At 62.3% G+C, this 22,246-nt stretch carries 27 protein-coding genes; 11 read left to right on the forward strand and 16 right to left on the reverse strand.

The annotated features are described in order from the left end of the window. Positions 1-11: 11 nt before the first annotated feature. The 7 genes from PSJ8397_RS04690 to dtd all read left to right on the forward strand — a co-directional run bounded on the left by PSJ8397_RS04690 (position 12) and on the right by dtd (position 6,075). Entirely contained in the window at positions 12-968 is a 957-nt protein-coding gene (locus tag PSJ8397_RS04690) for a DUF2927 domain-containing protein (protein WP_235000570.1), read from the forward strand. 35 nt (positions 969-1,003) lie between these two features. After that, complete coding sequence (locus PSJ8397_RS04695) at positions 1,004-2,104, forward strand: SPFH domain-containing protein (protein WP_085863357.1); 1,101 nt, start codon at positions 1,004-1,006, stop codon at positions 2,102-2,104. A 462-nt stretch (positions 2,105-2,566) separates the two neighbouring features. Next, positions 2,567-2,989, forward strand: coding sequence for a hypothetical protein (locus PSJ8397_RS04700; RefSeq protein ID WP_085863358.1), 423 nt, complete (start codon positions 2,567-2,569; stop codon positions 2,987-2,989). A 32-nt stretch (positions 2,990-3,021) separates the two neighbouring features. Then, a complete protein-coding gene (locus PSJ8397_RS04705) occupies positions 3,022-3,564 on the forward strand; it encodes a cytochrome b/b6 domain-containing protein (RefSeq protein ID WP_085863359.1) in 543 nt (180 codons plus the stop codon). Between the two features lie 3 nt (positions 3,565-3,567). Next, positions 3,568-4,683, forward strand: coding sequence for a TFIIB-type zinc finger domain-containing protein (locus tag PSJ8397_RS04710; protein ID WP_085863360.1), 1,116 nt, complete (start codon positions 3,568-3,570; stop codon positions 4,681-4,683). Positions 4,684-4,729: 46 nt separating this feature from the next. Then, the gene (locus tag PSJ8397_RS04715) at positions 4,730-5,638 is read left to right on the forward strand and encodes a carbohydrate kinase family protein (protein ID WP_085863361.1); all 909 of its coding nucleotides are present in this window, start codon (positions 4,730-4,732) and stop codon (positions 5,636-5,638) included. Beyond that, positions 5,635-6,075, forward strand: a complete 441-nt coding sequence (gene dtd / locus PSJ8397_RS04720) for a D-aminoacyl-tRNA deacylase (protein ID WP_085863362.1) — start codon at positions 5,635-5,637, stop codon at positions 6,073-6,075. Before PSJ8397_RS04715 ends, dtd begins: the two co-directional genes overlap by 4 nt. 64 nt (positions 6,076-6,139) lie before the next feature. Here the strand turns inward: dtd and PSJ8397_RS04725 are convergent, their stop codons facing one another. The 3 genes from PSJ8397_RS04725 to PSJ8397_RS04735 are packed head-to-tail and all read right to left on the reverse strand — an operon-like array spanning position 6,140 to position 8,182. Beyond that, positions 6,140-6,913 (reverse strand): metal ABC transporter permease, encoded by a 774-nt coding sequence (locus tag PSJ8397_RS04725; protein WP_085863363.1) that lies wholly within the window; start codon positions 6,911-6,913, stop codon positions 6,140-6,142. A gap of 17 nt (positions 6,914-6,930) precedes the next feature. Continuing rightward, a complete protein-coding gene (locus tag PSJ8397_RS04730) occupies positions 6,931-7,698 on the reverse strand; it encodes an ATP-binding cassette domain-containing protein (RefSeq protein WP_085863364.1) in 768 nt (255 codons plus the stop codon). Between the two features lie 10 nt (positions 7,699-7,708). Continuing rightward, positions 7,709-8,182: a Fur family transcriptional regulator gene (locus PSJ8397_RS04735; RefSeq protein WP_085863365.1), complete on the reverse strand. Its 474-nt coding sequence runs from the start codon at positions 8,180-8,182 to the stop codon at positions 7,709-7,711. A gap of 90 nt (positions 8,183-8,272) precedes the next feature. On the opposite strand from PSJ8397_RS04735, the gene PSJ8397_RS04740 reads away from it, so the two are divergent. Then, complete coding sequence (locus PSJ8397_RS04740; RefSeq protein ID WP_085863366.1) at positions 8,273-9,367, forward strand: zinc ABC transporter substrate-binding protein; 1,095 nt, start codon at positions 8,273-8,275, stop codon at positions 9,365-9,367. Positions 9,368-9,412: 45 nt separating this feature from the next. Here the strand turns inward: PSJ8397_RS04740 and PSJ8397_RS04745 are convergent, their stop codons facing one another. The 4 genes from PSJ8397_RS04745 to PSJ8397_RS04760 all read right to left on the reverse strand — a co-directional run bounded on the left by PSJ8397_RS04745 (position 9,413) and on the right by PSJ8397_RS04760 (position 13,375). Continuing rightward, positions 9,413-10,528: a GNAT family N-acetyltransferase gene (locus tag PSJ8397_RS04745; RefSeq protein WP_085863367.1), complete on the reverse strand. Its 1,116-nt coding sequence runs from the start codon at positions 10,526-10,528 to the stop codon at positions 9,413-9,415. 216 nt (positions 10,529-10,744) lie between these two features. Beyond that, positions 10,745-12,304 (reverse strand): trimethylamine methyltransferase family protein, encoded by a 1,560-nt coding sequence (locus PSJ8397_RS04750; RefSeq protein WP_085863368.1) that lies wholly within the window; start codon positions 12,302-12,304, stop codon positions 10,745-10,747. 97 nt (positions 12,305-12,401) lie between these two features. Further along, complete coding sequence (locus PSJ8397_RS04755; protein ID WP_085863369.1) at positions 12,402-13,100, reverse strand: HAD family hydrolase; 699 nt, start codon at positions 13,098-13,100, stop codon at positions 12,402-12,404. Continuing rightward, complete coding sequence (locus PSJ8397_RS04760; protein WP_085863370.1) at positions 13,097-13,375, reverse strand: DUF3572 domain-containing protein; 279 nt, start codon at positions 13,373-13,375, stop codon at positions 13,097-13,099. Before PSJ8397_RS04760 ends, PSJ8397_RS04755 begins: the two co-directional genes overlap by 4 nt. 95 nt (positions 13,376-13,470) lie before the next feature. On the opposite strand from PSJ8397_RS04760, the gene PSJ8397_RS04765 reads away from it, so the two are divergent. Next, entirely contained in the window at positions 13,471-14,856 is a 1,386-nt protein-coding gene (locus PSJ8397_RS04765) for a diguanylate cyclase (protein ID WP_085863371.1), read from the forward strand. A 17-nt stretch (positions 14,857-14,873) separates the two neighbouring features. Here the strand turns inward: PSJ8397_RS04765 and PSJ8397_RS04770 are convergent, their stop codons facing one another. The 4 genes from PSJ8397_RS04770 to PSJ8397_RS04785 all read right to left on the reverse strand — a co-directional run bounded on the left by PSJ8397_RS04770 (position 14,874) and on the right by PSJ8397_RS04785 (position 16,991). Then, positions 14,874-15,419, reverse strand: a complete 546-nt coding sequence (locus tag PSJ8397_RS04770) for a periplasmic heavy metal sensor (RefSeq protein ID WP_085863372.1) — start codon at positions 15,417-15,419, stop codon at positions 14,874-14,876. A 3-nt stretch (positions 15,420-15,422) separates the two neighbouring features. Then, positions 15,423-15,773, reverse strand: coding sequence for a hypothetical protein (locus PSJ8397_RS04775; protein WP_085863373.1), 351 nt, complete (start codon positions 15,771-15,773; stop codon positions 15,423-15,425). After that, on the reverse strand, positions 15,763-16,335 hold the full coding sequence (locus PSJ8397_RS04780) for a sigma-70 family RNA polymerase sigma factor (protein ID WP_235000571.1): 573 nt from the start codon (positions 16,333-16,335) through the stop codon (positions 15,763-15,765). Before PSJ8397_RS04780 ends, PSJ8397_RS04775 begins: the two co-directional genes overlap by 11 nt. A 146-nt stretch (positions 16,336-16,481) precedes the next feature. Further along, positions 16,482-16,991 (reverse strand): EF-hand domain-containing protein, encoded by a 510-nt coding sequence (locus tag PSJ8397_RS04785; RefSeq protein WP_085863374.1) that lies wholly within the window; start codon positions 16,989-16,991, stop codon positions 16,482-16,484. Between the two features lie 214 nt (positions 16,992-17,205). On the opposite strand from PSJ8397_RS04785, the gene PSJ8397_RS04790 reads away from it, so the two are divergent. After that, entirely contained in the window at positions 17,206-17,598 is a 393-nt protein-coding gene (locus PSJ8397_RS04790; protein WP_085863375.1) for a DUF983 domain-containing protein, read from the forward strand. Then, on the forward strand, positions 17,559-18,317 hold the full coding sequence (locus PSJ8397_RS04795; RefSeq protein ID WP_143515340.1) for an NUDIX hydrolase: 759 nt from the start codon (positions 17,559-17,561) through the stop codon (positions 18,315-18,317). The genes PSJ8397_RS04790 and PSJ8397_RS04795 overlap by 40 nt, the downstream gene beginning before the upstream one ends. Here the strand turns inward: PSJ8397_RS04795 and PSJ8397_RS04800 are convergent. The 5 genes from PSJ8397_RS04800 to PSJ8397_RS16990 form a co-directional block, all read right to left on the reverse strand. After that, positions 18,314-19,219, reverse strand: coding sequence for an EamA family transporter (locus tag PSJ8397_RS04800; RefSeq protein WP_085863376.1), 906 nt, complete (start codon positions 19,217-19,219; stop codon positions 18,314-18,316). The two genes, PSJ8397_RS04795 and PSJ8397_RS04800, sit on opposite strands and share 4 nt — an antisense overlap. A gap of 107 nt (positions 19,220-19,326) precedes the next feature. Further along, positions 19,327-20,082 carry an SDR family oxidoreductase gene (locus tag PSJ8397_RS04805; RefSeq protein WP_085863377.1) on the reverse strand — a complete coding sequence of 252 codons (756 nt, stop codon included), beginning with the start codon at positions 20,080-20,082 and terminating at the stop codon, positions 19,327-19,329. Continuing rightward, entirely contained in the window at positions 20,079-21,554 is a 1,476-nt protein-coding gene (locus tag PSJ8397_RS04810) for a carnitine 3-dehydrogenase (RefSeq protein ID WP_085863378.1), read from the reverse strand. Before PSJ8397_RS04810 ends, PSJ8397_RS04805 begins: the two co-directional genes overlap by 4 nt. Before the next feature lie 9 nt (positions 21,555-21,563). After that, positions 21,564-22,100 (reverse strand): lipocalin/fatty acid-binding family protein, encoded by a 537-nt coding sequence (locus PSJ8397_RS04815; protein WP_143515341.1) that lies wholly within the window; start codon positions 22,098-22,100, stop codon positions 21,564-21,566. Then, positions 22,088-22,243, reverse strand: coding sequence for a hypothetical protein (locus PSJ8397_RS16990; protein ID WP_159453088.1), 156 nt, complete (start codon positions 22,241-22,243; stop codon positions 22,088-22,090). Before PSJ8397_RS16990 ends, PSJ8397_RS04815 begins: the two co-directional genes overlap by 13 nt. Positions 22,244-22,246: the final 3 nt, after the last annotated feature.

A 22,246-nucleotide genomic window follows, 5' to 3' on the forward strand; every position in this document is an offset into this window, starting at 1 on the left:
GGACCCTTCGGTTGTCCAAGGCACTGGGCCTTTGGGCCCTGCTGTCCCTTGCCGCCTGTGACCTCATCCCACAAACGGCGACCTCTCCGGTGCCGCAGGCCCGGCCAGAGGTCGCACCGCCCCCACCGCCGCCTGTGGTCGCCAGCAACGCACAAAGATCTGACGCCAGCCGCGCCTTGTCGGTCCATTATCAGCGGGTGCAAAACGATCTGGTCGCGCGCGGGCTGCTGCGCACCGATGGGGGCGGGCCTGACACGGCCTTCACCGACACGGTTCTTGGGCGCAATTTCGTGCGCATCGCCTTGTTCGATGAATTTGTCGCCACCCCCACAGGGCTAGAGGCCCGGCCAACGATCAGCCGCCTGCGCCGCTGGGAACAGCCCATCCGGTTCACCATCGAACACGGGGCCACAGTGCCCGACGATCAACGCACCCGTGATGCCAATTCCATCACCAGCTATGTGAACCGGCTGGAACGTGTCACAGGCCACCCGATGTCCGTGGGCGCCGCCAACCCCAATTTCCACGTGCTCGTGCTGAACGAAGACGACCGTCTGGACTACGGCCCCCGTCTGCGCGCCCTTGTGCCGGGCATTGATGAAACCTCTCTGCGGGCCTTCCTTGATGTGCCCCGCGATACGCTTTGTCTTGTGCTTGCGTTTTCCGTCGATGGCAGCCCCAACTACAGCCAGGCCGTTGCGCTTATTCGCGGCGAACACCCTGATCTGATGCGGCTGGCCTGCGTGCACGAAGAACTCGCCCAAGGACTGGGGCTGGCCAACGACAGCCCGCGGGCACGGCCCTCCATCTTCAACGATGACGAAGAATTCGCCCTGCTCACCACCCATGATGAGCTACTGCTTCAAATGCTCTACGACAGGCGCCTGCAAACCGGCATGACCGCCGCCGAAGCGGCCCCCATCGCCCGCACCATCGCCACTGAATTGATGAACACGGGGCCAAGCTAGCCCCCCGCACGACTGACCCACCAAAGGAGGACCCCATGGGGATCTTGGATTTTCTCTCCGGCCAATTTATCGACGTCATCCACTGGACAGACGACACCCGCGACACCATGGTCTGGCGGTTCGAACGCGAAGGCCATGAAATCAAATACGGCGCAAAGCTGACCGTGCGCGAGGGTCAGGCAGCAGTATTCGTGCACGAGGGCCAGCTGGCCGATGTCTTCACGCCGGGTCTGTACATGTTGGAAACCAACAACATGCCGATTATGACGACGTTGCAACATTGGGATCACGGGTTCAAATCCCCCTTCAAGTCCGAGATTTACTACGTCAACACCACGCGCTTCACCGACCTCAAATGGGGCACCAAAAACCCCATCATGCTGCGCGATCCCGAATTCGGTCCCACCCGCATCCGCGCCTTTGGCACCTACACGGTCAAGGTCACTGATCCGCGGCTGTTCCTTACTGAAATCGTCGGCACCGACGGCGAATTCACAATGGATGAGATCAGCTTTCAGGTCCGCAACATCATCGTGCAGGAATTCAGCCGCGTGATTGCGGCCTCAGGCATTCCGGTCCTCGACATGGCTGCGAATACACGGGATCTGGGCAAGCTGGTCGCAGGCGCCATTGCCGATACCGTGGCCGCATACGGCATCACGATCCCTGAATTCTATATCGAAAACATCTCGCTCCCCCCCGCGGTAGAGGCCGCCTTGGACACCCGCACCTCACGCGGGCTGACCGGCGATCTGGACGCCCACATGAAATACGCCGCCGCCGAGGCATTGCGCAAAGGTGGCGAAGCCTCAGGCGCTATGGGTGCTGGCCTCGGGGCCGGCATGGGCATGGCCATGGCACAACAGATGGCCAACCCGTGGGGCAGCGCCCCAACGGCTGCCGCGCCCATGGCCCCCCCGCCCCCACCGGTCGAACACGTCTGGCACATCGCCGAAAGCGGCCAAACCAAAGGCCCGTTTTCCAAGGCAGACATGGGCAAAATGGCCGCCGACGGCAGCCTCAGCCGCGACACCCATGTCTGGACGCCCGGCCAAGACGGTTGGAAAACCGCAGATGAGGTCGATGAGCTGGCGCAGCTCTTCACCGTCATGCCCCCACCCCCGCCACCAGCATAACAGGGCGACACTTCCGACATCTCTTTCCACTCAGCAGATGAACACCACCTGAGTGGAAAGCAGCGATCTGCGTGAGATCGACGCTGATTTCACCGAACTCAGACGCGAACTTATCGCCACCTTCACCAAAAATCCGCCCTCCTTGTCCCGCCTTGACGTCCGAACCGACTGGCTTGGGACGCCCAACCTCTCACCCCAAAAACGGTCGCCGAGGACACAGAAAAGGACCTGTTTCTTTGGGTCAAAAATACCTCGGGGGTGAATTGGCGAAGCCAAGAGGGGGCAGCGCCCCCCTATATCTCTGGGGGCAGCGCCCTCGTCATCTCTGGGGGCAGCGCCCCCAGACCCCCCGGGGGCAAAACCTCCCATCACCCGGCGCGCGCAGCGCGCCCCCCCGCCCGCAGCATGCGCCGACCGTAGGTCGTCCCTTGCTCTGACACCCGCGCCACCTACTTCATCATCATGACACGCCGCCGCCTGCACATTGTCCTGCACTGGACCATTTTCATGCTGATACTTGCCATGGTTAAAGGCGGCACTTCCGCTGATTGGGTGCGCTGGGCTTTTGTCATCGCAACCGCCCTCTGGGTTGCGATTGCGATGGTCAAAGGGCTCATCGGCAAACCAGGCCCGAAACTGGGGCCTGCCACGCGCGCGGCCTACCCTTGGATGCACCGCGCGCTTTATCTGGCGCTCGCCATATCAGCGGTCCTCAACGCAGGTGAATTGACAGCCCTCATCGCGCCCGGCCCCGCGTGGACATCCCTTCTCGTGCTCTTGGGCCTTGGCGCCCTGCACGGGCTGTTCCACTTCTGGCGCCACACGGCCCTCTATGACAACGCCCTGCGGCTGATCACACCGCGAGCCTTTCACGGGCTGTTGTGAAACTCTAGGCCCCGCTTTCGCGTTACTCTCATATGCGCCACTTAATCCCCACCCGCCGCACCGCCCTCAAGGCCCTCCATTGGGGCATCATCCCCTTCTTTGTCTGGTTCATCTTCGCGGATCCCGACGCCCTGCGCCGCATGGGGCCACGGGTATTTCAATTCCATTCGATGATGGGGCTGATCTTCGTCACTCTGGCCCTGATCTGGACGGCCTGGATGCTGCGCGCGGGCCTTCTCAGCCGCCCCGGCCCCAAACTGCAAGGCTGGCCGCGCCGCCTCTTTCGCCCGCTGCACCTCACCCTTGTCTGGGGGCTGTTCCTTGTGGCCTTCGGCGGCTTGCTGCTTGGGCTGACAGCCTCGTTTCAGATGAAAGCTGGCGGGATTATCCCTATTGGCGTCCCCCTCAACAAACCCGCCGCCCACCACTGGATCGGGCTCGTGCACACCTATCAATTCTACGCGCTGGCCGCTGTCGTGGCCTTCCACGCGGGCTTTCACATCTGGCGTCACCTGAAATTGCGTGACAATGCCCTTCGCATCATGGCGCCCCGCATCTTTCACCGCTATCTATAGGGCATGACTGACACGACGACTGATCCCGCCCCAACCACAGACGACCACCGCTTCCCCTGTGATGCCTGCGGGGCCGACATGCGGTTTGATCCCGGCGAAAACCGCCTGATCTGTGAGCATTGCGGCAACACCCACGCGGTATCCGAGGATCCTTGGCGCGGCGGTGCATTGAGAGAGCTTGATTTCCGCCGCGCGGTCTCGGGCGATCTGGCCGCAGAAGAGATCGAGGAAACCCGCGTCAGCGCCTGCCCCAACTGCGGCGCACAAGTGGAATTCGACGCGGATCTGCACGCGACCGAATGCCCTTTTTGTGCGACCCCCGTGGTTACCGACACAGGCACCCACCGCCACATTAAACCCAAAGGTCTACTGCCCTTTGCGCTGGACGAAGGCCGCGCGCGCGCCGAGATGACAGACTGGCTCGGCAGCCTGTGGTTTGCGCCAAACGGCCTGCAGGATTACGCCCGCAAGGGCCGCGCCATGTCGGGCATCTATGTCCCCTACTGGACGTTCGACGCCGACACCAAAAGCCAATACACCGGATCGCGCGGCACCCATTACTACGAAACCCGCACTGTTGTGCGCGACGGCAAACTCAAACAAGTCCGCGTGCGCAAAACCCGCTGGCGGCCAGCATCAGGCCGCGTGGCGCGGTTCTTTGACGATGTGCTGGTGCTCGGTTCCAAATCTCTGCCCAAATCCTACACCGACGCGTTGGAACCTTGGGATCTTTCGGAAATGGAACCCTATCAGCCGCAATACCTCGCTGGCTTTCGCGCCGAAGGCTATCAGGTCGAACTTGAAGATGCCTTCGTCGAGGCCCGCGCCTACATGGACCGCATCATCCACCGCGATGTCAAATTCGACATCGGTGGCGATGATCAACGGGTCAACTCCGTCGATACCCAGCTCGGCACGTTGACGTTCAAACACGTGCTGCTGCCCGTCTGGCTTGCTGCTTACAAATACCGCGGCAAGACCTACCGCTTTGTGGTCAACGGCCGCACGGGACGCGTGCAGGGCGAACGCCCCTATTCCGCCATCAAGATCACCATCGCCGTGATCATCGGCCTGATCATCGCCGCCACAATTGGGTTTGTGATGGCCGCAAGCCAGTGATACACCGCCCCCAACTTTACGCGCGTAAACTTATTTGGAGGACACGATGATCTTAACCTGTGGCGAAGCCCTGATTGACATGCTGCCCCGCACAACGGAGGCAGGCGAACAGGCCTTTGTTCCTGTTTCAGGCGGGGCGGCCCTCAACACTGCGATCGGGTTGGGTCGGCTGGGCGTCGACACACAGCTCTTTTGCGGGATGTCCTCGGATTTTCTCGGCGATGTGTTGCGCAACGCCCTTGAAAACGCGGGCGTTGATCACAGCCCCTCCCCCCGGCTGGCCGCGCCGTGTACCGTAGCCTTTGTCAAGCTGGTCGACGGTCAAGCAACCTACGCGTTCTATGACGAAAACTCGGCCATGCGCACCGTGGGGGCTGCCCCTCAGACGCAGGCCGATGCACTTTTGTTTGGGGGAATTTCGCTCGTGGCCCCCGGCTGCGGTGACGTCTATGAGGCGATGATGCTGGATCACGCCGAAACCCGCGTCACCATGATCGACCCGAACATTCGCCCGTCCTTTATCTCGGACGAGACCGCCTTTCGCGCGCGGATTGCGCGCATGATGGGGGCCGCCGACATCATCAAACTCAGCGACGAAGACCTGCACTGGCTGCAAGGCAATGGCGATCTGGCCGATCTCGCCCGTGGTCTGGTGGCCAAGGGCGCCAAACTGGTCTGCATCACCGAAGGCGCCAAAGGCGTCACCGGATACAACGCAAACCATGAGGTCTTCGTGCCCGCCCCGAAAACCGAAGTCGTGGACACCGTGGGCGCGGGCGACACCTTCAACGCGGGCCTTCTGGCAGGCCTCGACCGTGCGGGCTGCCTGACCAAAGACCGCATCACCAACCTGACCGAAGACGAAATCCGTAATGCCCTGACCTTGGGCGTCACCGCCGCCGCCATCACCGTGTCGCGCGCTGGCGCCAACCCGCCTTGGGCCCACGAAATATGAGGGCGCTGATCCAACGGGTCACCTCTGCGCAGGTTCATGTGGACGGTGCGCTGGTGGGGGAATGTGGCGCGGGCATGCTCATTCTGGTGTGCGCCATGCAAGGCGATACGGAAGATCTGCCCGCCAAACTGGCCGCCAAAATCGGCAAACTGCGGATCTTCAAAGATGACGAGGGCCGCATGAACCGATCCCTGACCGACATCGGCGGCCAAGCTCTCGTCGTCAGCCAATTCACGCTGGCCGCCGACACCCGTCGCGGCAACCGCCCCGGCTTCTCTCAGGCCGCGCCCCCCGCCGAAGGCGAACGGCTCTACGCTGCCTTCGCAAAAGAAATGGCCGCCCTCGTGCCCACCCAAACCGGCCAGTTTGGCGCGGACATGGCTGTCAGTCTGGTCAACGACGGGCCTGTCACCCTCTGGCTCGACACCGACGCCTGACGCAGCACCTGCCAACAGCGCGCGCGCCCTGTTTCTTTGGGTCAAAAATACCTGAAAACGGCCCTCAGCCGCGCAAACGACCGGCAGCGGCTGTGACACAAAACAACGCCGCCGCTGCCACAATAATCGACGGCCCCGCAGGCGTGCCCACAAACCGCGCCGCATAAAGCCCCCCGGCAGAGGCCACAATCCCGATGCATGTGGCCCACACCGCCATCGCCTCAGGTCCGCGGGCGATCATGCGGGCGGCGGCGGCAGGGATGATCAACATCGCGGTGATCAACAAGGCGCCCACCACCTTGATCGACACCGCAACAACCATCGCCACCAGCAACGTCAAAAACAGCCGGTCGCGCGCTGGGTGCAAACCGGCAGCATGGGCCAAATCATTGGACAACACTTCAGCCAACAGCGCCTGCCAGCGCCACGCCAACACCGCCAGAACAACAGCCGCCCCGCCCCAGATCACGATCAAATCCATGCGCGACACCACCAGAATGTCGCCAAACAAATACGCATCCAGATCAATCCGCGTGCCCGGCATCAAAGACACCGCCACAAGCCCCAGCGCCAGCGCCCCGTGGGACAACACGCCGAGCAGGCTGTCCGGCGTGATCGTCGCCCCCGACAATGACCCCACCAACAGCCCCATGGCCAGCGCCACAATCAGCACGCCCAAGGGCACCGAAATGGAAAACATCAACGCCAGCGCCACACCCAAGATTGCCGCATGGGCCGTCGCATCCCCGAAATAGGCCATGCGCCGCCAAACGATAAAACACCCCAAGGCCCCGCAGGCCAGCGCCGTGCCCACGCCCGCCAGCAGCGCGCGCACCATAAAATCATCCAATAGGCTCAAGAGACGGGGTCTTCCGCTGAAAGGACCGATGCAGGATCATGGTCACAGCCATGCTCATGATGATCGTGATTATGTTCGTGCCGGTAAAGGGCCAAGGCGCCCCCCGTGCCCGTGCCAAACAACTCCCGATAGGCGGGGGCGGCGGTGACAACCTCAGGCGTGCCTTCGCAGCAGATGTGGCCGTTCATGCAAATGACGCGGTCTGTGGCAGACATCACTACGTGCAATTCATGGCTGACCATCAACACAGCACAGCCCAATTCATCGCGCAGCGCCTCAATCAGGCGGTAAAACGCGGCAGAGGCTGGCTGATCAAGGCCCTGCGTCGGCTCATCCAACACCAGCACCTGTGGCCTGTTCAAAATCGCCCGCGCCAAAAGCACCCTCTGCAACTGGCCCCCCGACAGTCCAGCCAATTGACGTTTCTCCAGATGATCCACGCCAGTGCGGGCCAGCGCCTCACGCGCTTTGGCCGTGGGCACCCGTTTGGGCAGGTTCAAAAACCGTCGCACGGTCAAAGGCAACGTGGGATCGATATGCAGCTTTTGTGGCACATAGCCGACCCGCAACCCCTCAGCCGCCTTGATCGTCCCACCATCCACCGGAACGGCCCCGATCAACGCGCGCAGCAAGGTCGATTTGCCGGACCCGTTGGGGCCGACAATCGTGACGATTTCCCCTGCCTCAAGCGTCACATTCACACCCTGCACCGCATGGGTCGCCCCATGGCGCACATCAATATGGGTGGCTTGGATCAAACTCATTTCGGCAAACTCATGCGGGATCCTGACAGGCCGGGCAGACGCCCGTGGCCTCTACCACCGTGCGGTCAATCTGAAAACCAGTGGCTGAGGCCGCAGGGCTCATCGCGTCGCCCGCCTCCCCTTCGGCCACAATGCCACACCTGTTGCAAATCAAAAACGCAGGGTCATGCACTTCGTCAGGGCGCGCACAGGCCACAAAGGCGTTCAACCGTTCGATCCGGTGCGCCAAACCGGCCTCAACCAGAAACGTCAACGCGCGGTAAGCGACGGGGGGTTTTGATCCGAACCCTTCCGCATCCAGCCGCGCCAGAACATCATAGGCCCCCAAGGCCTCATGCGCCTCTAACAAGATCTCAAGCGTGCGGCGACGCACAGGGGTCAGCCGCAGGTTTTGCGCCGCACAGGCCGCATCCGCTGCACTTAACGCAGTCGCAACACATTGGTCATGATCATGGTCATGAAAACTGGAAGGCTGATCAGCCATCGGAATACGTCCGCCCTTCGAAAGAGGAGTTGTAATGTTATAACATATCTATTATGCCATCCCACGAACACGCCGACAAGGAAGAATCCCATGCGCCTCCCCCTCGCCGCCACCCTGACCGCCCTGCCAGTCTTTGCCTATGCCGAACCGCCCAAAGTCGTGACAGACATCGCGCCTGTGCACTCCCTCGTGGCGCAGGTCATGGCGGGTGTGGGCGACCCGGATGTGTTGGTCGCAGGTGGCGCCTCTCCGCACGATTTCCAGTTTGGCTTTGATCAGGCCGCAAGTTTGCAAAACGCCGATCTGGTGATCTGGGTCGGCCCTGCCCTGACCCCATGGCTGGATGAGGCCGTGTCGACCTTGGGCGGCGACGTCAGCCAGCTGGTCCTGCTGGAGGCCGAAGGGTGGGAGCCCTTGATGCTCCGCACAGACGCCGCCTTCGATGACGGGCACGACCACGGGTCGCACGGCCACGGACATGATGACCACGATGAGCATAGCGAGCACGGGCATGACGATCACGGGCATGACGATCATGAAGAAAAGCATGATCACGATGAGCATGATCACGGGGACCATGACGAGCACGAAGAACACGGGGACCACGACGATCACGGCCACGAAGACCATGACGATCACGCCCACGAAGACGATCACAAAGACGAAGCCCGCGTGGATCCCCATGCCTGGCTTGACCCACAAGTCGCTCAAGATTGGGTCGTGATCATCGCCGAAGACCTCGCCGCGATCGATCCCGAAAACGCAGCCCTCTACGGTGCAAACGCCGTCGCCGCAGTGGCCGACCTGCAAGCCCTTGAGGCTGAGATCACAGCGACGCTGGCCGACGTCCCGGCCGGTTCGCTTGTCGTGCCCCACGACGCCTACCAGTACTTTGGCGCACGCTTTGATCGCCCCGCACTGGCCGCCATCGCCCTCGACGACGCCTCAATCCCGGGCCCCGACCGGATCGCGGAACTGCAGGACAGGGTCACCGCTGATGATGTCGATTGCGTGCTCTCCGACAACCAGACGCGGGCCGAATGGTCCGACCTGATCCGCGAAAACACCGACGCGGGCACCGCCGTAGCCGATCCCATGGGTGGCGCGTTTGAGGTGGGCCCCGCCCACTACCGCGCAACCCTGACAGCCCTCGCCGCCTCCTACGCGGCCTGCTTAAACGAGTGATCGAAACGCGGGCCGTTCAACCCGCAAGGCTTGCGGCCCCGTTTCCTACGCCAATGACTTGGCAAACAGATGCAGGCGGTGCATCCGCGTGCTGCCCGCCTTCTCCGCCTGCGCCAGGCTCATGGGGTTCACATCCGCAACCCATGTGTTGCCCACCGATGTGTATCCGGCGGCCTTGGCGCGTGTCAGCACATGATCCAGAATAACCGGATTGACCCCGCGCCCCTGAAGATGCGGCATGACGCCCGCAAAGATCAGCACCGCCCGCGTGTTGCTCCTGCGATGGCGCAGAAAATGCCACGGCGTGGACAGCCCGAGGCGAGACCGGATGCGCCGCAAAAACGGGTTCATATCCGGCACACAAATCACACAGCCCGCCGGCGCGCCCTTATGATGCAAAACCGCCGAGATGCGCTTGTCCATGACCCACTTCATGTCCTTGGCCTGAAAATGAAATTCCTCCGCGCTCACCGGCACAAACATCGGATTGTCTGCAAAGGACGCATTCAGGATCAGCCGCGCCTCCTCCAACCGCTGGGCCAGTGTGCGGCGCGTAATTGGCGCAAAGGCAAACTCCGGATCCTCTGAAATGGCGCGGTTCTTGTCCGACAAACGCACCGACGGGGCCTCTTGCACCCCCCGCACCTCCATCGTGGCCATGGGAAAGGTCGCAATGTAGCCATTGGCCTCCAAAAGCCGCGCAATATGGGGCGGTGACCAGACCTGATCCAGATACGGCGCATGGTCAAACCCATCCGTCACCACGCCAATCTGCTGCATGGCCGTCAGGTTGAAATTGCCCGCAATCTCGCGCAATCCCCGCGCGCGGCACCAGGCCTCAGCCGCCCGCAACAGCGCAGCCGCAACCGCATGGTCATCGACACAATCGAAATATCCGAAATACCCGCGCGACACCTCATGCAACCTGTTTGACGCCCCATGCACATGGGCCGTAATCCGCCCCAAGACGCGGGCCCCGCGATGGGCCGTGAAATAGGTCAACGCCCCGTCCCCGGCACCCGAAATCAGCGGATTGCCGTCCCCCAATAACCGCCGCAGATCCCCCTTCAGCGGTGACACATAAGGGCTGTCCGCGCCGTAAGCCTCAAATGGTGCCGCAAAAAACGCGTCAAAATCGCCGACCCGTATCTCCACCGTCACGCCACACCTCCTGCCTCACCCGACAGTACGCACCCCAGCTGACGCGTCCACACCAATCCAACGCCGCCGATCAACGACCCTGTTTCGCTGTTTCAAAAATATGCCAGGGGGACGCCGCGCAGCGGCGGGGGGACAGCGTCCCCCTCCCTCTTCCCTCTCATGCCGGATCGGTTTTCGAAGAAAACCGATCCCCCCGCCCGCCGCAGGCGCAAATTCTCAGAAATCGGTGGGCGCGCCGCCCTCGGCCTTCCGGCGCGCCACAAAATCCTCCAGCTCTGATCGGATCGCAGCATCCATCGGCGGCTCTTCGAAATTGGCGATGATGTCCTTGAACATGTGATGGGCGCGTTCAGCGGTCCATGTGCCACCCGCGACCTCCCAGGCCTCAAAGTTCCGCCAATCCGACACAAACGGCGAATAGAACGCACTCTCGTAGCGCTCTTGCGTGTGTTCAATGCCAAAGAAATGCCCGTTGGGGCCCACTTCCTTGATCGCATCAATGGCAATATCGCCAGGGCTCGTCGCGCTGATGGCAGGCTCCATATACCGCTGGATCATCTGCAACACTTCGCAATCCATGATGAACTTCTCAGGGCTGGCGATCAGCCCGCCCTCCAACCAACCGGCCGCATGATACACCATGTTGGTGCCCGATTGCACCGCCGCCCACAGGCTGTTCGAGGTCTCCCACATGGCCTGCCCGTCAGGCACATTGGCCGCGCACACGCCAGAGGACCGCATGGGCAATCCGTAAAACCGCGCCATCTGGCCGGTCATCTGTGTGGCGCGCATATATTCCGGCGTCCCAAAGGCAGGTGCGCCGGATTTCATGTCGACGTTGCTGGTGAACGTGCCGATCACACAGGGCGCGCCAGGGCGCACGTATTGAAACAGCGCAATCGCCGACAGCGCCTCGGCAATCGACAAGGTCACAGCCCCCGACATGGTCACCGGCGCCATGGCCCCCGCCAAGGTAAAGGGCGTCACAACCACCGCCTGCCCCCGCCGCACACAGCGCAAACAGCCGTCAATCATCGGCACGTCGTGTTTGAGCGGAGAGGTCGAGTTGATGTTGGTGTACATCCGCGGCGCCGCCTCGAAGTCCTCATCGCTCAGCCCGCCCGCGATGCGCACCATCTCCATCACATCCTCAACCCGCTCCTTGCCCAGCGAATAGGCGTGTCCAACCTTGTCGGTCAGGGTCATCTTGTCGAAGACCACATCCAGATGCCGGACAGAGGCATGCACATCCACCGGCTCCACCGGATAGCCGCCCGCAAAGTGGATACAGTTGAAATATTGGGTCAGCCGCAAAAGATCCGCACACTGCTTCCGGTTGCCCGCCACCTTTTTGCCGATCTCAAGGTCATAATAATTGGGCGGAGACGACACATTCCCGAACAGGATATGACCCCCGCCCAGCGTGATCGTCTTGTCTGGGTTGCGCGGAATTATGTCAAATTGTGCGGGCGCTTGCCCGATCATCTCCATCACCCAATCGCGGCCCATCTTCACATTTGTTCCGTCGACGGTACAGCCGGCCTGCTTGAACAGGGCAATCGCCTCTTCGTTCAGAAACTCGATGCCGATCTCTTCCAACACCCGCATCGCGCCATCATGGATGGCCTGCACGCCGCCTTCGTCCAACGGCTCCGTCGGGCGGTCGGTGTTGACGGGCACCCGCCACGGCATCTGGTTGATGCCGGCCGTCTGACGTTTTGCGGTGTTGGCAGCGCGCCCGCCAGAGCGGCGGCGTTTGGGGCTGGGTTGGGACATCCATCTGACCTTTCGACTTTTGTCCAAGGTGACAGCACCCCGTCGGCGCGCCCTGCAAACTGCGACATCTTTTGTCGCAAACCGCGTGCGATGGGCTTCAGACGCCCAACCAGTCGGGCAAATCCGCAATCGACGGCAGGACCACGTCGGCAAAAGGCGCCAGATCCCCCCGGCCAGCGATCCCCGTCAGGACGGCAACACAGGTCATCCCCGCCGCGCGGCCTGCGTCCAGATCATGGGTGCTGTCGCCGACCATTACGCAATGCGCAGGGTCCAGCCCCACAGCCTCGCAGAACGCCAGCAACTGGCCCGGCGCGGGTTTGCCCCCAAACCCGCTGTCGGACCCAGCCACAAAATCGAAACGGTCCAAGACACCGGCCGCCGCCAGATGCGCCCGCGCGGGGGCCTCGCCGTCGTTCGTGGCCACCCCCAAAGACACCCCTGCATGTTTCAGCCTTTCCAAGAACGGCCCCAACGGGGCCGCCTCGACCTGAGGGGCGGCGGCGGCCATGGCATTCAACCGCGCCAACAAGACGTCCACATCGGTTTCCTCCACATAGGGCAACGCCGCCTGCGCAATCTCGCGCGCGGTGCTGGCGATCACCAGCGATGTGGGGGCAAAGCGCAGGGTGTCCAGATCAAATCCCAACGCCCCCGCAAGGGCCGAACGGCGCGCGCTGTCGCCTCGGGTTTCGGCCTCCAACACCCCCTGCATCCACACAGCCCAGGTTGCGTTGAAATCAAAAAGGGTCCCGTCTTTGTCGAATACGACCCCGCGGATCTGCCGCGCGCTCATGTCCAGTGGACCGCTTCCGCGCCGGGCAAAGCATAACGCGCCATTAGGGGATCTTCATACTTTAGGCCCTCAGCGTCGCAAAACGTCATCACCCAAGTGTCATCCATCGTGATAAATTCCAGCACAGACGCCAGGAAAGCGGGGCTTTCCGCCTGGGCCCTCAAATCCTGCGCTGAGGCCCCTGAAGACCCAAGAAAAACAGGCAAAAGCTCTTCGTTGGTGGACAGCCAAATCAGGGCTGCAATGGCGATATGTTCGGCACGGTCTGGGGACATGATTTATGATTACCGATGTGGAAAGGGTTTCTTAACTATTTTAGCGCCAAACTAAGGTTAATCGAGATTGGGGGAAAGCTCGGAAGGAAGCAAGAATGGCTGGCGATATTCTTATCGTAGACTGTGTCGCAACAAATCGGATCGTGCTGAAGGTGAAACTTCTGGCCGCGCAATATCGCGTGCGCCCGTGTGCGTCCGTCTGCGAAGCCCGTACGGAGATGGAAGTTTCTCAGCCCGACCTCGTCATTGTAGACACCAGCAAAGACTGCGCCGACGCCTTGCAATTTTGCCGCGATATGAAGGCCAACAGCCGCACCGAACTGATCCCCCTGATCGCAACCGGCGGATTTGCGACCCCGCAAGACCGCGTCAACGCGCTTGAGGCGGGGGCCGACGACATTCTGACAACCCCCTTTGACGATCACATCCTGCAGGCGCGCATCCGCAGCCTGCTGCGCGCCCGTGATGCACGGCAAGAACTGCACATGCGGGAAGGCACGCGGACGGCCTTGGGCTTTGCGGAGGCCGTGGGCGGATTTTCAGCGCCCTCGCAACTGGTTTTGGTGTCACCGGCCAGCGAACAACGCACCCTGCACCATCTGCCCGGGATGATGGAAAACGTCCGAGCCCGCGTGGCAGACGTGCACCAGATCATCAGCGGCAGTCTTGAGGGCGGGACGAACGATCTGTTCGTGCTCGATTTCCGATCCGGGCTGAACGATCACAACACGCTTTACCGCTTGCTGTCCGAACTGCGCAGCCAATCGGCCACCCGTCATTCCGGCATCCTTGTTTTATTGTCCAATCAACACAATCATGCCGCCGCTATGGCGCTTGATCTTGGCGCCAATGACGTCGTTTTGTCGGACATCAACATTCTTGAAATCCGCCATCGGTGTTCGGTGTTGCTTCAGGCCAAACACGAGGCAGACGCGTTGCGGCGCACGGTCGAAACCGGCCTGCAGGCGGCCATTACTGATCCTTTGACCGGCCTGTTCAACCGCCGCTATGCGCTGCCGCATCTGGGCCGTCTGGCCGAGGACAGCACCCGCTCGGGGCGTCAATTTGCGGTCATGGTGCTTGATATCGATCACTTCAAGGCCATCAACGACACCTATGGCCATGCGGCCGGTGACGACGTCCTCAAACAAGTGGCCCGACGGCTGCAGGACAATCTGCGCGCCGTTGACCTGCTGGCCCGCATCGGGGGCGAAGAATTTCTGGTGGCAATTCCCGACAGTGATGTGGTGCACGCCCGCACGGCTGCGGAACGTCTGTGCGCGCTGATTGGCGCCTCCCCCTTCTATGTCATCGGGGGGATACGCATTGATGTGACGGTCTCCGTCGGGGTCAGCCTGAACGGAAGCCGTGAGCCGGACGTCTTCTGCGACGATCTGGGGGAGCTTGTAAACGCGGCGGATCTGGCCCTGTATCAGGCCAAATTGACCGGGCGCAACAAGGTCAGTCTCGCGGCGGCTTAGCCGACGATCTGGCGGCCTTAGTTGTTTGCGTTGCGGTCGCCGCCACTGCGCTCACCCCCGCCACGCTCACCCCCGCCACGCTCACCCCCGCCACGGCGTTGCAATTGCTCCTGAATCCGGTCCGCAAAGGCCTCACGCTCGTCCGCCGACATATCGGCGACCTGCACGGATACGGCCCGCAACACTGTTTGCTGCCCCTGTTGCAGGCGCGACAGCTGCCGCGACATTACAACCTCAAACATCTGTGCATCAAAGGTCTCAGCGCGGATCGTCTCGACCAAAACCTGCAGATCTTCGCGGATCAACCGGCGGTCCGCTGGCCGAAAGGCACCACTGTCGCGCAGGGCATCGCGCACCGCGGCGCGGCGGGGCTCGTCCATGGCGCGGGTCAGCACGCCGGATGTCAAATCAAGGCGCGGCGGGCCACCCCGCCCCCCGTCAGACAGCATAAAACCCACGCCCGCCCCCAAAATCAGCAGGTTCAGGGCCAAAGACACCACCAGCAAGCGTGACGTCCATCTGCCGCGTTTGGGCGAAGGTGTGGGATGTGAAGTCTGGGTCATGTCTTATCCTTCCAACGCGCTGAGCAAATCGCCATCCAGCAAGGGCACCTCGATCATGCTGCCGCCCAAGCTTTCGGTCAGGGGCGACAACGCAGCGGGCGGTGACACGCCCAGCCAGACGCCCGCCACCGTGGCCGCCGCCAACCCGCCAAACGCGGGCCAACCGCCAATCGCCTCCAGCAGCATCGCCCCCAAACCTTGTGCCACCGGCGCGGGCGCCTGCGGGGCGGATGCTGCCAAAACCGCGTCAGCATCCATCATCACACGGTCCAGCAGCGCGTCCGAAACGGGCACGTCCTCGGCGGCAAGGTCTGCGAAAAGGTCGTCCAGATCGTTTTCAGTCTCAGGTGTCATCTTCAAACCCCAGTTCCGCCTTGCGACCCGACAATCGGGCGACCAAGGCGCGTTTCCCGCGCGCGATCAGACTTTCGACCGTCCGCACGCTGGTGTCCATAATCTCCGCAATCTGCGGATTGCTTAAATCTTCAAGGTGGCGCAGCGCCACCGCCTGCGCCTGCCGCTCAGGCAGATCGCCCAAAGCCGCCTGCACCGCATGTGCGCGCGCCTGCGTTTGCATCCGGTCCGTGGCGGAGGGCGCATCATCTTCAGGCTCGGCCACGGCCTCAAGATCAACCCCCCGACCGGATTTGCGCAGCCGGTCCGTGCACAGGTTGGCCACGATCCGGTAGAGCCACGTGGTCACCTTGGCGCGGTCCGCGTCCCAATTCGGCGCGATCTTCCAGAGCTGCATCATTGCCTCTTGCGCGACATCTTCGGCCTCGGCGCGGTCGCCCAGCATCCGGTAGGCCTGCCCCATCACCCGTGGGGTCAACCGATGGGTCAAAACCAACGCGGCCTGACGGTCCCCTAGGGCAAAGGCTGACAGCAAAACCGCATCGGGCCTATCATCATTCATGTGGGCATCATTCATGTGGAACGGCGGGGTGTACATCTTACGGCGCAGTTATCCATTGCGGAGGGGGCCCTCGCAAGGGTGCAGTAAACGGGGTGGTCTGGTCGGGGCGGTCTGGTCGGGGGCCATCTGCCCCCGACCGCAGCACCCTAGTTGTCGCGGCGCGATCCGCGTTCCTGCATCCGCTCCAGTGCCAGCTGGAATTCTTCCGCGCTCAGGCTGCCGTCCTCATTGGCATCCGCACGCTCAAACATCCGCTCCGGCGATGCACCACGGCGCCCGCCGTGCCCGTCGCGGTCAGCACGGGCCGCTTGGATTTCACTTTGCTGCAACAGGCCGTCGCCGTTCGTGTCTGCCTTTTCGATCCGGTCCGCAATGCGCCGCGCCAGTCGCTCCGCCCGGGCACTGTCGGCTTGGGCCAACATCTCGTCCGCCGACAACGCACCATCGCCGTTTGCATCGGCCGCCGCAAAACGGGCCTGCGCCTGTGCTTCAATATAGGCCGCGACTTCAGCCTGTGTCACGCCACCGCTGGCATCCGCATCCAGCTGCTCAAAGCTTGGCAAGGACATCCGGTCACCACGCCCGTCACGGGCCTCAGCCGTGGCCGCCATGGTCAGACCCGCAGCAATCGTAACAATCAGGAGGGGAGTTTTCATCTCAGTGTTTCCTTTGTTTTCATTCATCTGTGATGGGCCAGCCCAGCCGGTCCAATGCACTTTAAACGGGCGGCCCCGCACTTTCCGTCGCTGAAAATGGAAAAAATCCGCAAGGATCGTCCCCGCGACACTTTCACCCCTGTCCTTTCAGGCCGCACAGGCGCAAAAGAGCCATGACGCTCTGTGCTCCACGCCCACATGTTTGAGGCCCCAGATGACCCACGCCAATTCCGCCCCCGAAGAGGATCGCCCCACCAAGCCCGCCCTGATGCGCGGGCTGCGCCGGCGCTGTCCCAACTGCGGCGAAGGGATGCTGTTTGACGGCTATCTTAAGGTCAAAGACACCTGCCCCGTGTGCCACGAAGAACTGCACCACCACCGCGCCGATGACGGCCCCGCCTATCTGACCATCCTGTTGGTGGCCCATATTCTAGGCTTTGTGATGCACATTGTCTGGGTGCACTTGCGCCCTGATCCGTTTGTGATGGCCACTGTGCTGACCATTCTTTGTGTTGCGCTTTGTCTGTATTTGTTGCCTCGTCTCAAGGGCATGATCGTGGGCATCCAATGGGCGCGGCGCATGCATGGATTCGGGGGCACCAGCTGACCCCTCACCGGGGGGACAGGCCGATCACCAACCACCAGAACACACCCGCCATCCGCGATGCGGCCACGGTCATCATCGTCCGTGACACCGCAACAGCCCCGCGTATCCTGATGGGACAACGCGGCGCAAACGCGGCCTTTATGCCCAATAAATTCGTCTTTCCGGGCGGGGCAGTCGATGACGGGGACACGGATGTACCCCTGCAGAGCCCTCTGCGGGCTGATGTCGCCACAGCCCTGACCCAAGACAGCCACCTGCCGCCCCACGCCCTTGCCGCCGCTGCCGTACGTGAGGTCTGGGAAGAAACCGGCCTGATCATCGGCGACCCTGCGCTGTGGCCCGATGCGCCCGCAGACTGGCAGGATTTCGCAGCGCACGGATACCGCCCCAGCGCAGCCCACTTCGATTTCATCTTTCGCGCGGTGACCCCCCAAGGACGCCCCCGCCGCTTTGACGCGCGCTTCTTTTGCCTGGATGCCCGTCATATCCGCACCGATCTTGACGATTTCTCACGCGCAGAAGACGAACTGTCTCACCTGCAGTGGGTCCCCCTGCCGGACGCCCGCTCGCTTGATCTGCCGTTTATCACCGAGGTCGTTCTGGCCGAACTCTCCGCCCGGCTTCAGGGGCGAAAGACGCCCGACATCCCGTTTTTTCGCAACGAGGATGAGGCCCATCTGGTCACCCGTCTGGCAGGCAAACGCCCGCTTGATCCTTAGGTCACCAACACCAAAACAACCACCGACAGCAACACAAGGCCGCCGCCCAGAATTTCGCGCGCCACCACTTTTTCGCGGAAAATAAAGACGGACATGGCCAAGGACATCAGCATTTCCACCTGCCCCACCGCGTTGACATAGGCGACCGTCTGCATCGTAAAGGCCACGAACCAGCAGGTCGATCCGATCATACTGGTGATCCCGACCAGACCCGCCGTGCGCCATGCCGCCAAAACACGGCCAATCTCACCGGCTTCAAACAAACGCATGTATAGGGCCATGGCGAGGCTTTGGCCCATTGTGACGCAGGCCAAGGTCAGCGTTGCCCGCAAAAAGACATCGCCCCCCTCAAGCGACAACGACGCTCCGCGATAGCCCACGCCCGAACACCCAAACAGAACGCCTGACATAAGGCCAAGCCCAACCGCGCGGTTGAAAATGCGCCGGTGCCATGGTTGCGCCGACCTCTCTGGCGGGTCCGACAGAACAACCGTGCCCACAAGGCCGATCAGGATCGCAACAATCGCCCAAACCGTCACCCCTTCGCCCAAGATCAACAGGCCAACGCCCACGGACATCAACACTTCAGTCTTCTTGAACGTGATCCCGACAGCAAAGTTGCGATAGGCAAACAATGCCACCACACACATAGTGGCCAAAATTTGCGCCGCGCCCCCAAAGGCGGCATAGGCCCAAAACTCAGCCGGAATGGCAGGCAAGGCCTGCGCCGTGACGCTGGCATAGATCCAGACCCCGGCCACAACCAACGGCGCAGAATACATAAACCGCGCAAAGGTCGCGCCCGCCGTGCTCAACCGTGAGGCCGATAGGTGACGTTGCAACCCAAACCGCACCGCCTGCGCGGTGGCGGCCAACAGCGTGACATAAATCCAAGGCTCCATGCCCCCTCATGGCTCAGAACGCTGCCAGTTGCCAGCCGCCCGTTTCTTTGGGTCTCAAATACCTTCGGGGTCTGGGGCAGCGCCCCAGTCCGTCACCGCCTCAAGCCTCAAGGCTTCGGGTCGGGGTTCTCCGTATGACCATCCACCGAAATCACCTGCCCCGATACGCGCCCCGCCCCGTCCGAGGCCAAGAACACCGCCATCTGCGCCACATCTTCAGCCCGCACAAAACACCGCATCGACGTGCCAGAGGCATAGCCCCGGAACACCTCGTCCCGCGTCATGCCCTTCGCCTCCGCCTCGCGCTCCATGACGCCCTCCATGCGCGGGCCCTCAACGGCTCCGGGGCAAATCGCATTGGCGCGCACGCCGAAGGGGCCCAATTCCATCGCCAGTGTTTTCATCAACCCGATGACCCCCCACTTGGCCGCTGCATAAGGCGCGCGATTGGGATAGCCGTTCACTCCGGCCGTCGATGACGTCAGCACAATCGCGCCAGCCCCCGCCGCTTTCATCAAGGGGGCTGCATATTTCGCCGTCAGAAACGCACCGCCCAGTGTAACGTCGACGCAAGCCTGCCAGTCGGCCCAGCTGACGTCCTCCACCAGGGCCGTGGGCCCCGCCACGCCTGCGTTGGCGCAAACCACATCGACACCGCCCGCCGCGGCGATCTCGGCGAAAAACGCCTTCATCGCCGCGTCATCCGACACATCCACCGGGCGCGTGGTCCAGCGGGCCGGACAGGCCGCCAAGGCCGCCTCATCCACATCTGTCACCCAAACGTCGTCGCCGGCCGCGTCAAACGCCTCCCCCATCGCACGCCCGATGCCCGAGGCCCCGGCGGTGATCAAAACCCGTCTCACCCGCGTTTGCCCACCGCAGCACCCGCGCCGTCAGGCTGCGGCAAGGCCGCATGGGCTGCGGCCAAACGCGCCAGCGGGTCCGCGACACTTGGCGCGGGATCGCTGGCGCGGCGGGTCTCAAGGCTCACGTGGATCAACATATGCTCACCCGTGGCCAACAAACGGTCCCCTTCGAACATACGATGAAACAGATGCATCTTCTTGCCCGCCCCCTCCAGCACTTGGCTCTCGATCCGGATGCGCGCGCCTGCGTGGACCTCATCCAGATGGCGGATATGGGTCTCGGCGGTGAAATAACTGCCGCCCTGTTCGATATAGTCAGGCGTGCAGCCCACAATCAGCATCAACCGGTCTGTGGCATCACCAAAGGCCTGCAAATACCGCGCCTCGTTCATGTGGCCGTTGTAATCTGTCCAATCAATCGGCACCGCGCGATCGACAGTCAAAACCGGCGCGCCCAGATCGGCCAGGTCTTCCAACGTTTCAGCAATCGCACCACGGGCCGCCAGCGCGCGATCATGCTGCGCCATGACCGCCCCTGCCCCCCAATCGCGCGCCTTCAGGCTGCGCATCATGCCCACCAGATTGGCGTCGCGGTGGCGCTCCAATTCGCGGATCGAATACTGACCCGATTGCGCGTCGGACTGATCCGCGATCTGATCGATCAGATCCTCCGTCAACTCTGGCACATCCATCAGCTTCGTCCAGGGCCAGCTCAGGCACGGGCCGAATTGTTCAATGAAATGCCGCATCCCTGCTTCGCCCCCCGCAATGCGGTAGGTCTCAAACAGCCCCATCTGCGCCCAGCGCAGACCAAACCCCATGCGGATCGCCTCGTCGATCTCCTGCGTGGTCGCCACCCCGTCACGGACCAACCACAGCGCCTCGCGCCACACGGCCTCAAGGAACCGATCGGCAATATGTGCGTCGATCTCCTTTTTGACGTGCAACGGATACATCCCGATGCTCTCCAGAACCTTTTGCGCCCAGGCCACAGCACGGGCGTCATGGGCCTCCCCCGGCACCAGCTCAACCAAGGGCAACAGATACACGGGGTTGAACGGATGGGTCACGACAATTTGGCTGGGGTCCTTGGCCCCCTGCTGCAACTGGGACGGCTTGAACCCCGACGTGGAAGACCCAATCACGGCCTCTGCGTCCAGATGCGCCTGCACCTCAGCGAACACGCGGTGCTTGATCTCCAGCCGCTCCGGCACGCTTTCCTGCACCCAAGACGCCCCCGCAACCGCCTCCTTGATCGTGTCGTGAAACGTCAAGGTCCCCTCGTCGGGCAGCGCCATATCATAAAGCCCCGGCAACGACGCGCGGGCATTGTCCAAAACCTCCCCGATCTTGCGCGCGGCCTCTGGGTCGGGGTCAAACACCCGCACATCCCACCCGTTGAGAAGGAACCGGGCCGCCCAGCCGCCGCCAATCACCCCACCGCCAATGATCGTTGCAATCCGTGTCATCGTTTATCCTTACTGTTCCGCCAGTTGGCCCAAATCGTAGCCATACCAGTCTAAAATCTCCCGCGCCGCCGCGATGCGGTCCGTCCCACCTGTTGCCGAACGGTCAAGAATGGCCACAAACGTCCCATCCGGATCCCCAAGAGCGACCGTCCGGCGGTCGAAATCCATCCACAGTACCCAGAAAAACGTGTCCGGTTCCGTGGAATCCAACAGCGAAGATCCAGCCCAGCGTCCCGGCCCCACTTGGTCAAATGCAAAGCTTATAAAGAAGGGCAGATCCCCTGGCGCCAGCCCATCTGCCGGCGGGATGGGGGACAATATCAACTGGTCATCGCGAACACCGAAATTCACAAGCATACCAGTCGCCAGGAAATTCCCCACGGACTGACGCACCCGCCATGATCCGTCCAAATCCTGGGCCGTCACATCCACCTGAGATGCAAAAGGCGCGGTCGGATTGCGCAACAGGGACACGTCGGCGGGCGGCGGCGCAGCCTCCGCACAGGCCATCAGCCCCGCAAACGCCACGATGATCAAAGGTCGCAAAACGCACCCTCCTCAGCCACGACGATCCGTCCACCGTTCCCAATGCAGGTCGTTTCCTCAACCATGGTCACGCCAAACACTTCTGGCAGCGGCGGCGCGTCCGTCGCCACAGCGCAGGCCGACAACATGGCAACGGCGGCCACCGC

The organism is Pseudooctadecabacter jejudonensis, assembly GCF_900172275.1.
Lineage (GTDB): Bacteria > Pseudomonadota > Alphaproteobacteria > Rhodobacterales > Rhodobacteraceae > Octadecabacter > Octadecabacter jejudonensis.

What these genes read in the sequence shown, in the direction of transcription:
- PSJ8397_RS04695 (WP_085863357.1), top strand. Translation starts at nt 1,004, where the DNA reads ATGGGGATCTTGGATTTTCTCTCCGGCCAATTTATCGACGTCATCCAC.
- PSJ8397_RS04700 (WP_085863358.1), top strand. Translation starts at nt 2,567, where the DNA reads ATGACACGCCGCCGCCTGCACATTGTCCTGCACTGGACCATTTTCATG.
- PSJ8397_RS04705 (WP_085863359.1), top strand. Translation starts at nt 3,022, where the DNA reads ATGCGCCACTTAATCCCCACCCGCCGCACCGCCCTCAAGGCCCTCCAT.
- PSJ8397_RS04710 (WP_085863360.1), top strand. Translation starts at nt 3,568, where the DNA reads ATGACTGACACGACGACTGATCCCGCCCCAACCACAGACGACCACCGC.
- PSJ8397_RS04715 (WP_085863361.1), top strand. Translation starts at nt 4,730, where the DNA reads ATGATCTTAACCTGTGGCGAAGCCCTGATTGACATGCTGCCCCGCACA.
- dtd (WP_085863362.1), top strand. Translation starts at nt 5,635, where the DNA reads ATGAGGGCGCTGATCCAACGGGTCACCTCTGCGCAGGTTCATGTGGAC.
- PSJ8397_RS04725 (WP_085863363.1), bottom strand. Translation starts at nt 6,913, where the DNA reads ATGGTGCGCGCGCTGCTGGCGGGCGTGGGCACGGCGCTGGCCTGCGGG.
- PSJ8397_RS04730 (WP_085863364.1), bottom strand. Translation starts at nt 7,698, where the DNA reads ATGAGTTTGATCCAAGCCACCCATATTGATGTGCGCCATGGGGCGACC.
- PSJ8397_RS04735 (WP_085863365.1), bottom strand. Translation starts at nt 8,182, where the DNA reads ATGGCTGATCAGCCTTCCAGTTTTCATGACCATGATCATGACCAATGT.
- PSJ8397_RS04740 (WP_085863366.1), top strand. Translation starts at nt 8,273, where the DNA reads ATGCGCCTCCCCCTCGCCGCCACCCTGACCGCCCTGCCAGTCTTTGCC.
- PSJ8397_RS04750 (WP_085863368.1), bottom strand. Translation starts at nt 12,304, where the DNA reads ATGTCCCAACCCAGCCCCAAACGCCGCCGCTCTGGCGGGCGCGCTGCC.
- PSJ8397_RS04755 (WP_085863369.1), bottom strand. Translation starts at nt 13,100, where the DNA reads ATGAGCGCGCGGCAGATCCGCGGGGTCGTATTCGACAAAGACGGGACC.
- PSJ8397_RS04760 (WP_085863370.1), bottom strand. Translation starts at nt 13,375, where the DNA reads ATGTCCCCAGACCGTGCCGAACATATCGCCATTGCAGCCCTGATTTGG.
- PSJ8397_RS04765 (WP_085863371.1), top strand. Translation starts at nt 13,471, where the DNA reads ATGGCTGGCGATATTCTTATCGTAGACTGTGTCGCAACAAATCGGATC.
- PSJ8397_RS04770 (WP_085863372.1), bottom strand. Translation starts at nt 15,419, where the DNA reads ATGACCCAGACTTCACATCCCACACCTTCGCCCAAACGCGGCAGATGG.
- PSJ8397_RS04775 (WP_085863373.1), bottom strand. Translation starts at nt 15,773, where the DNA reads ATGACACCTGAGACTGAAAACGATCTGGACGACCTTTTCGCAGACCTT.
- PSJ8397_RS04780 (WP_235000571.1), bottom strand. Translation starts at nt 16,335, where the DNA reads ATGAATGATGATAGGCCCGATGCGGTTTTGCTGTCAGCCTTTGCCCTA.
- PSJ8397_RS04785 (WP_085863374.1), bottom strand. Translation starts at nt 16,991, where the DNA reads ATGAAAACTCCCCTCCTGATTGTTACGATTGCTGCGGGTCTGACCATG.
- PSJ8397_RS04790 (WP_085863375.1), top strand. Translation starts at nt 17,206, where the DNA reads ATGACCCACGCCAATTCCGCCCCCGAAGAGGATCGCCCCACCAAGCCC.
- PSJ8397_RS04795 (WP_143515340.1), top strand. Translation starts at nt 17,559, where the DNA reads ATGGGCGCGGCGCATGCATGGATTCGGGGGCACCAGCTGACCCCTCAC.
- PSJ8397_RS04800 (WP_085863376.1), bottom strand. Translation starts at nt 19,219, where the DNA reads ATGGAGCCTTGGATTTATGTCACGCTGTTGGCCGCCACCGCGCAGGCG.
- PSJ8397_RS04810 (WP_085863378.1), bottom strand. Translation starts at nt 21,554, where the DNA reads ATGACACGGATTGCAACGATCATTGGCGGTGGGGTGATTGGCGGCGGC.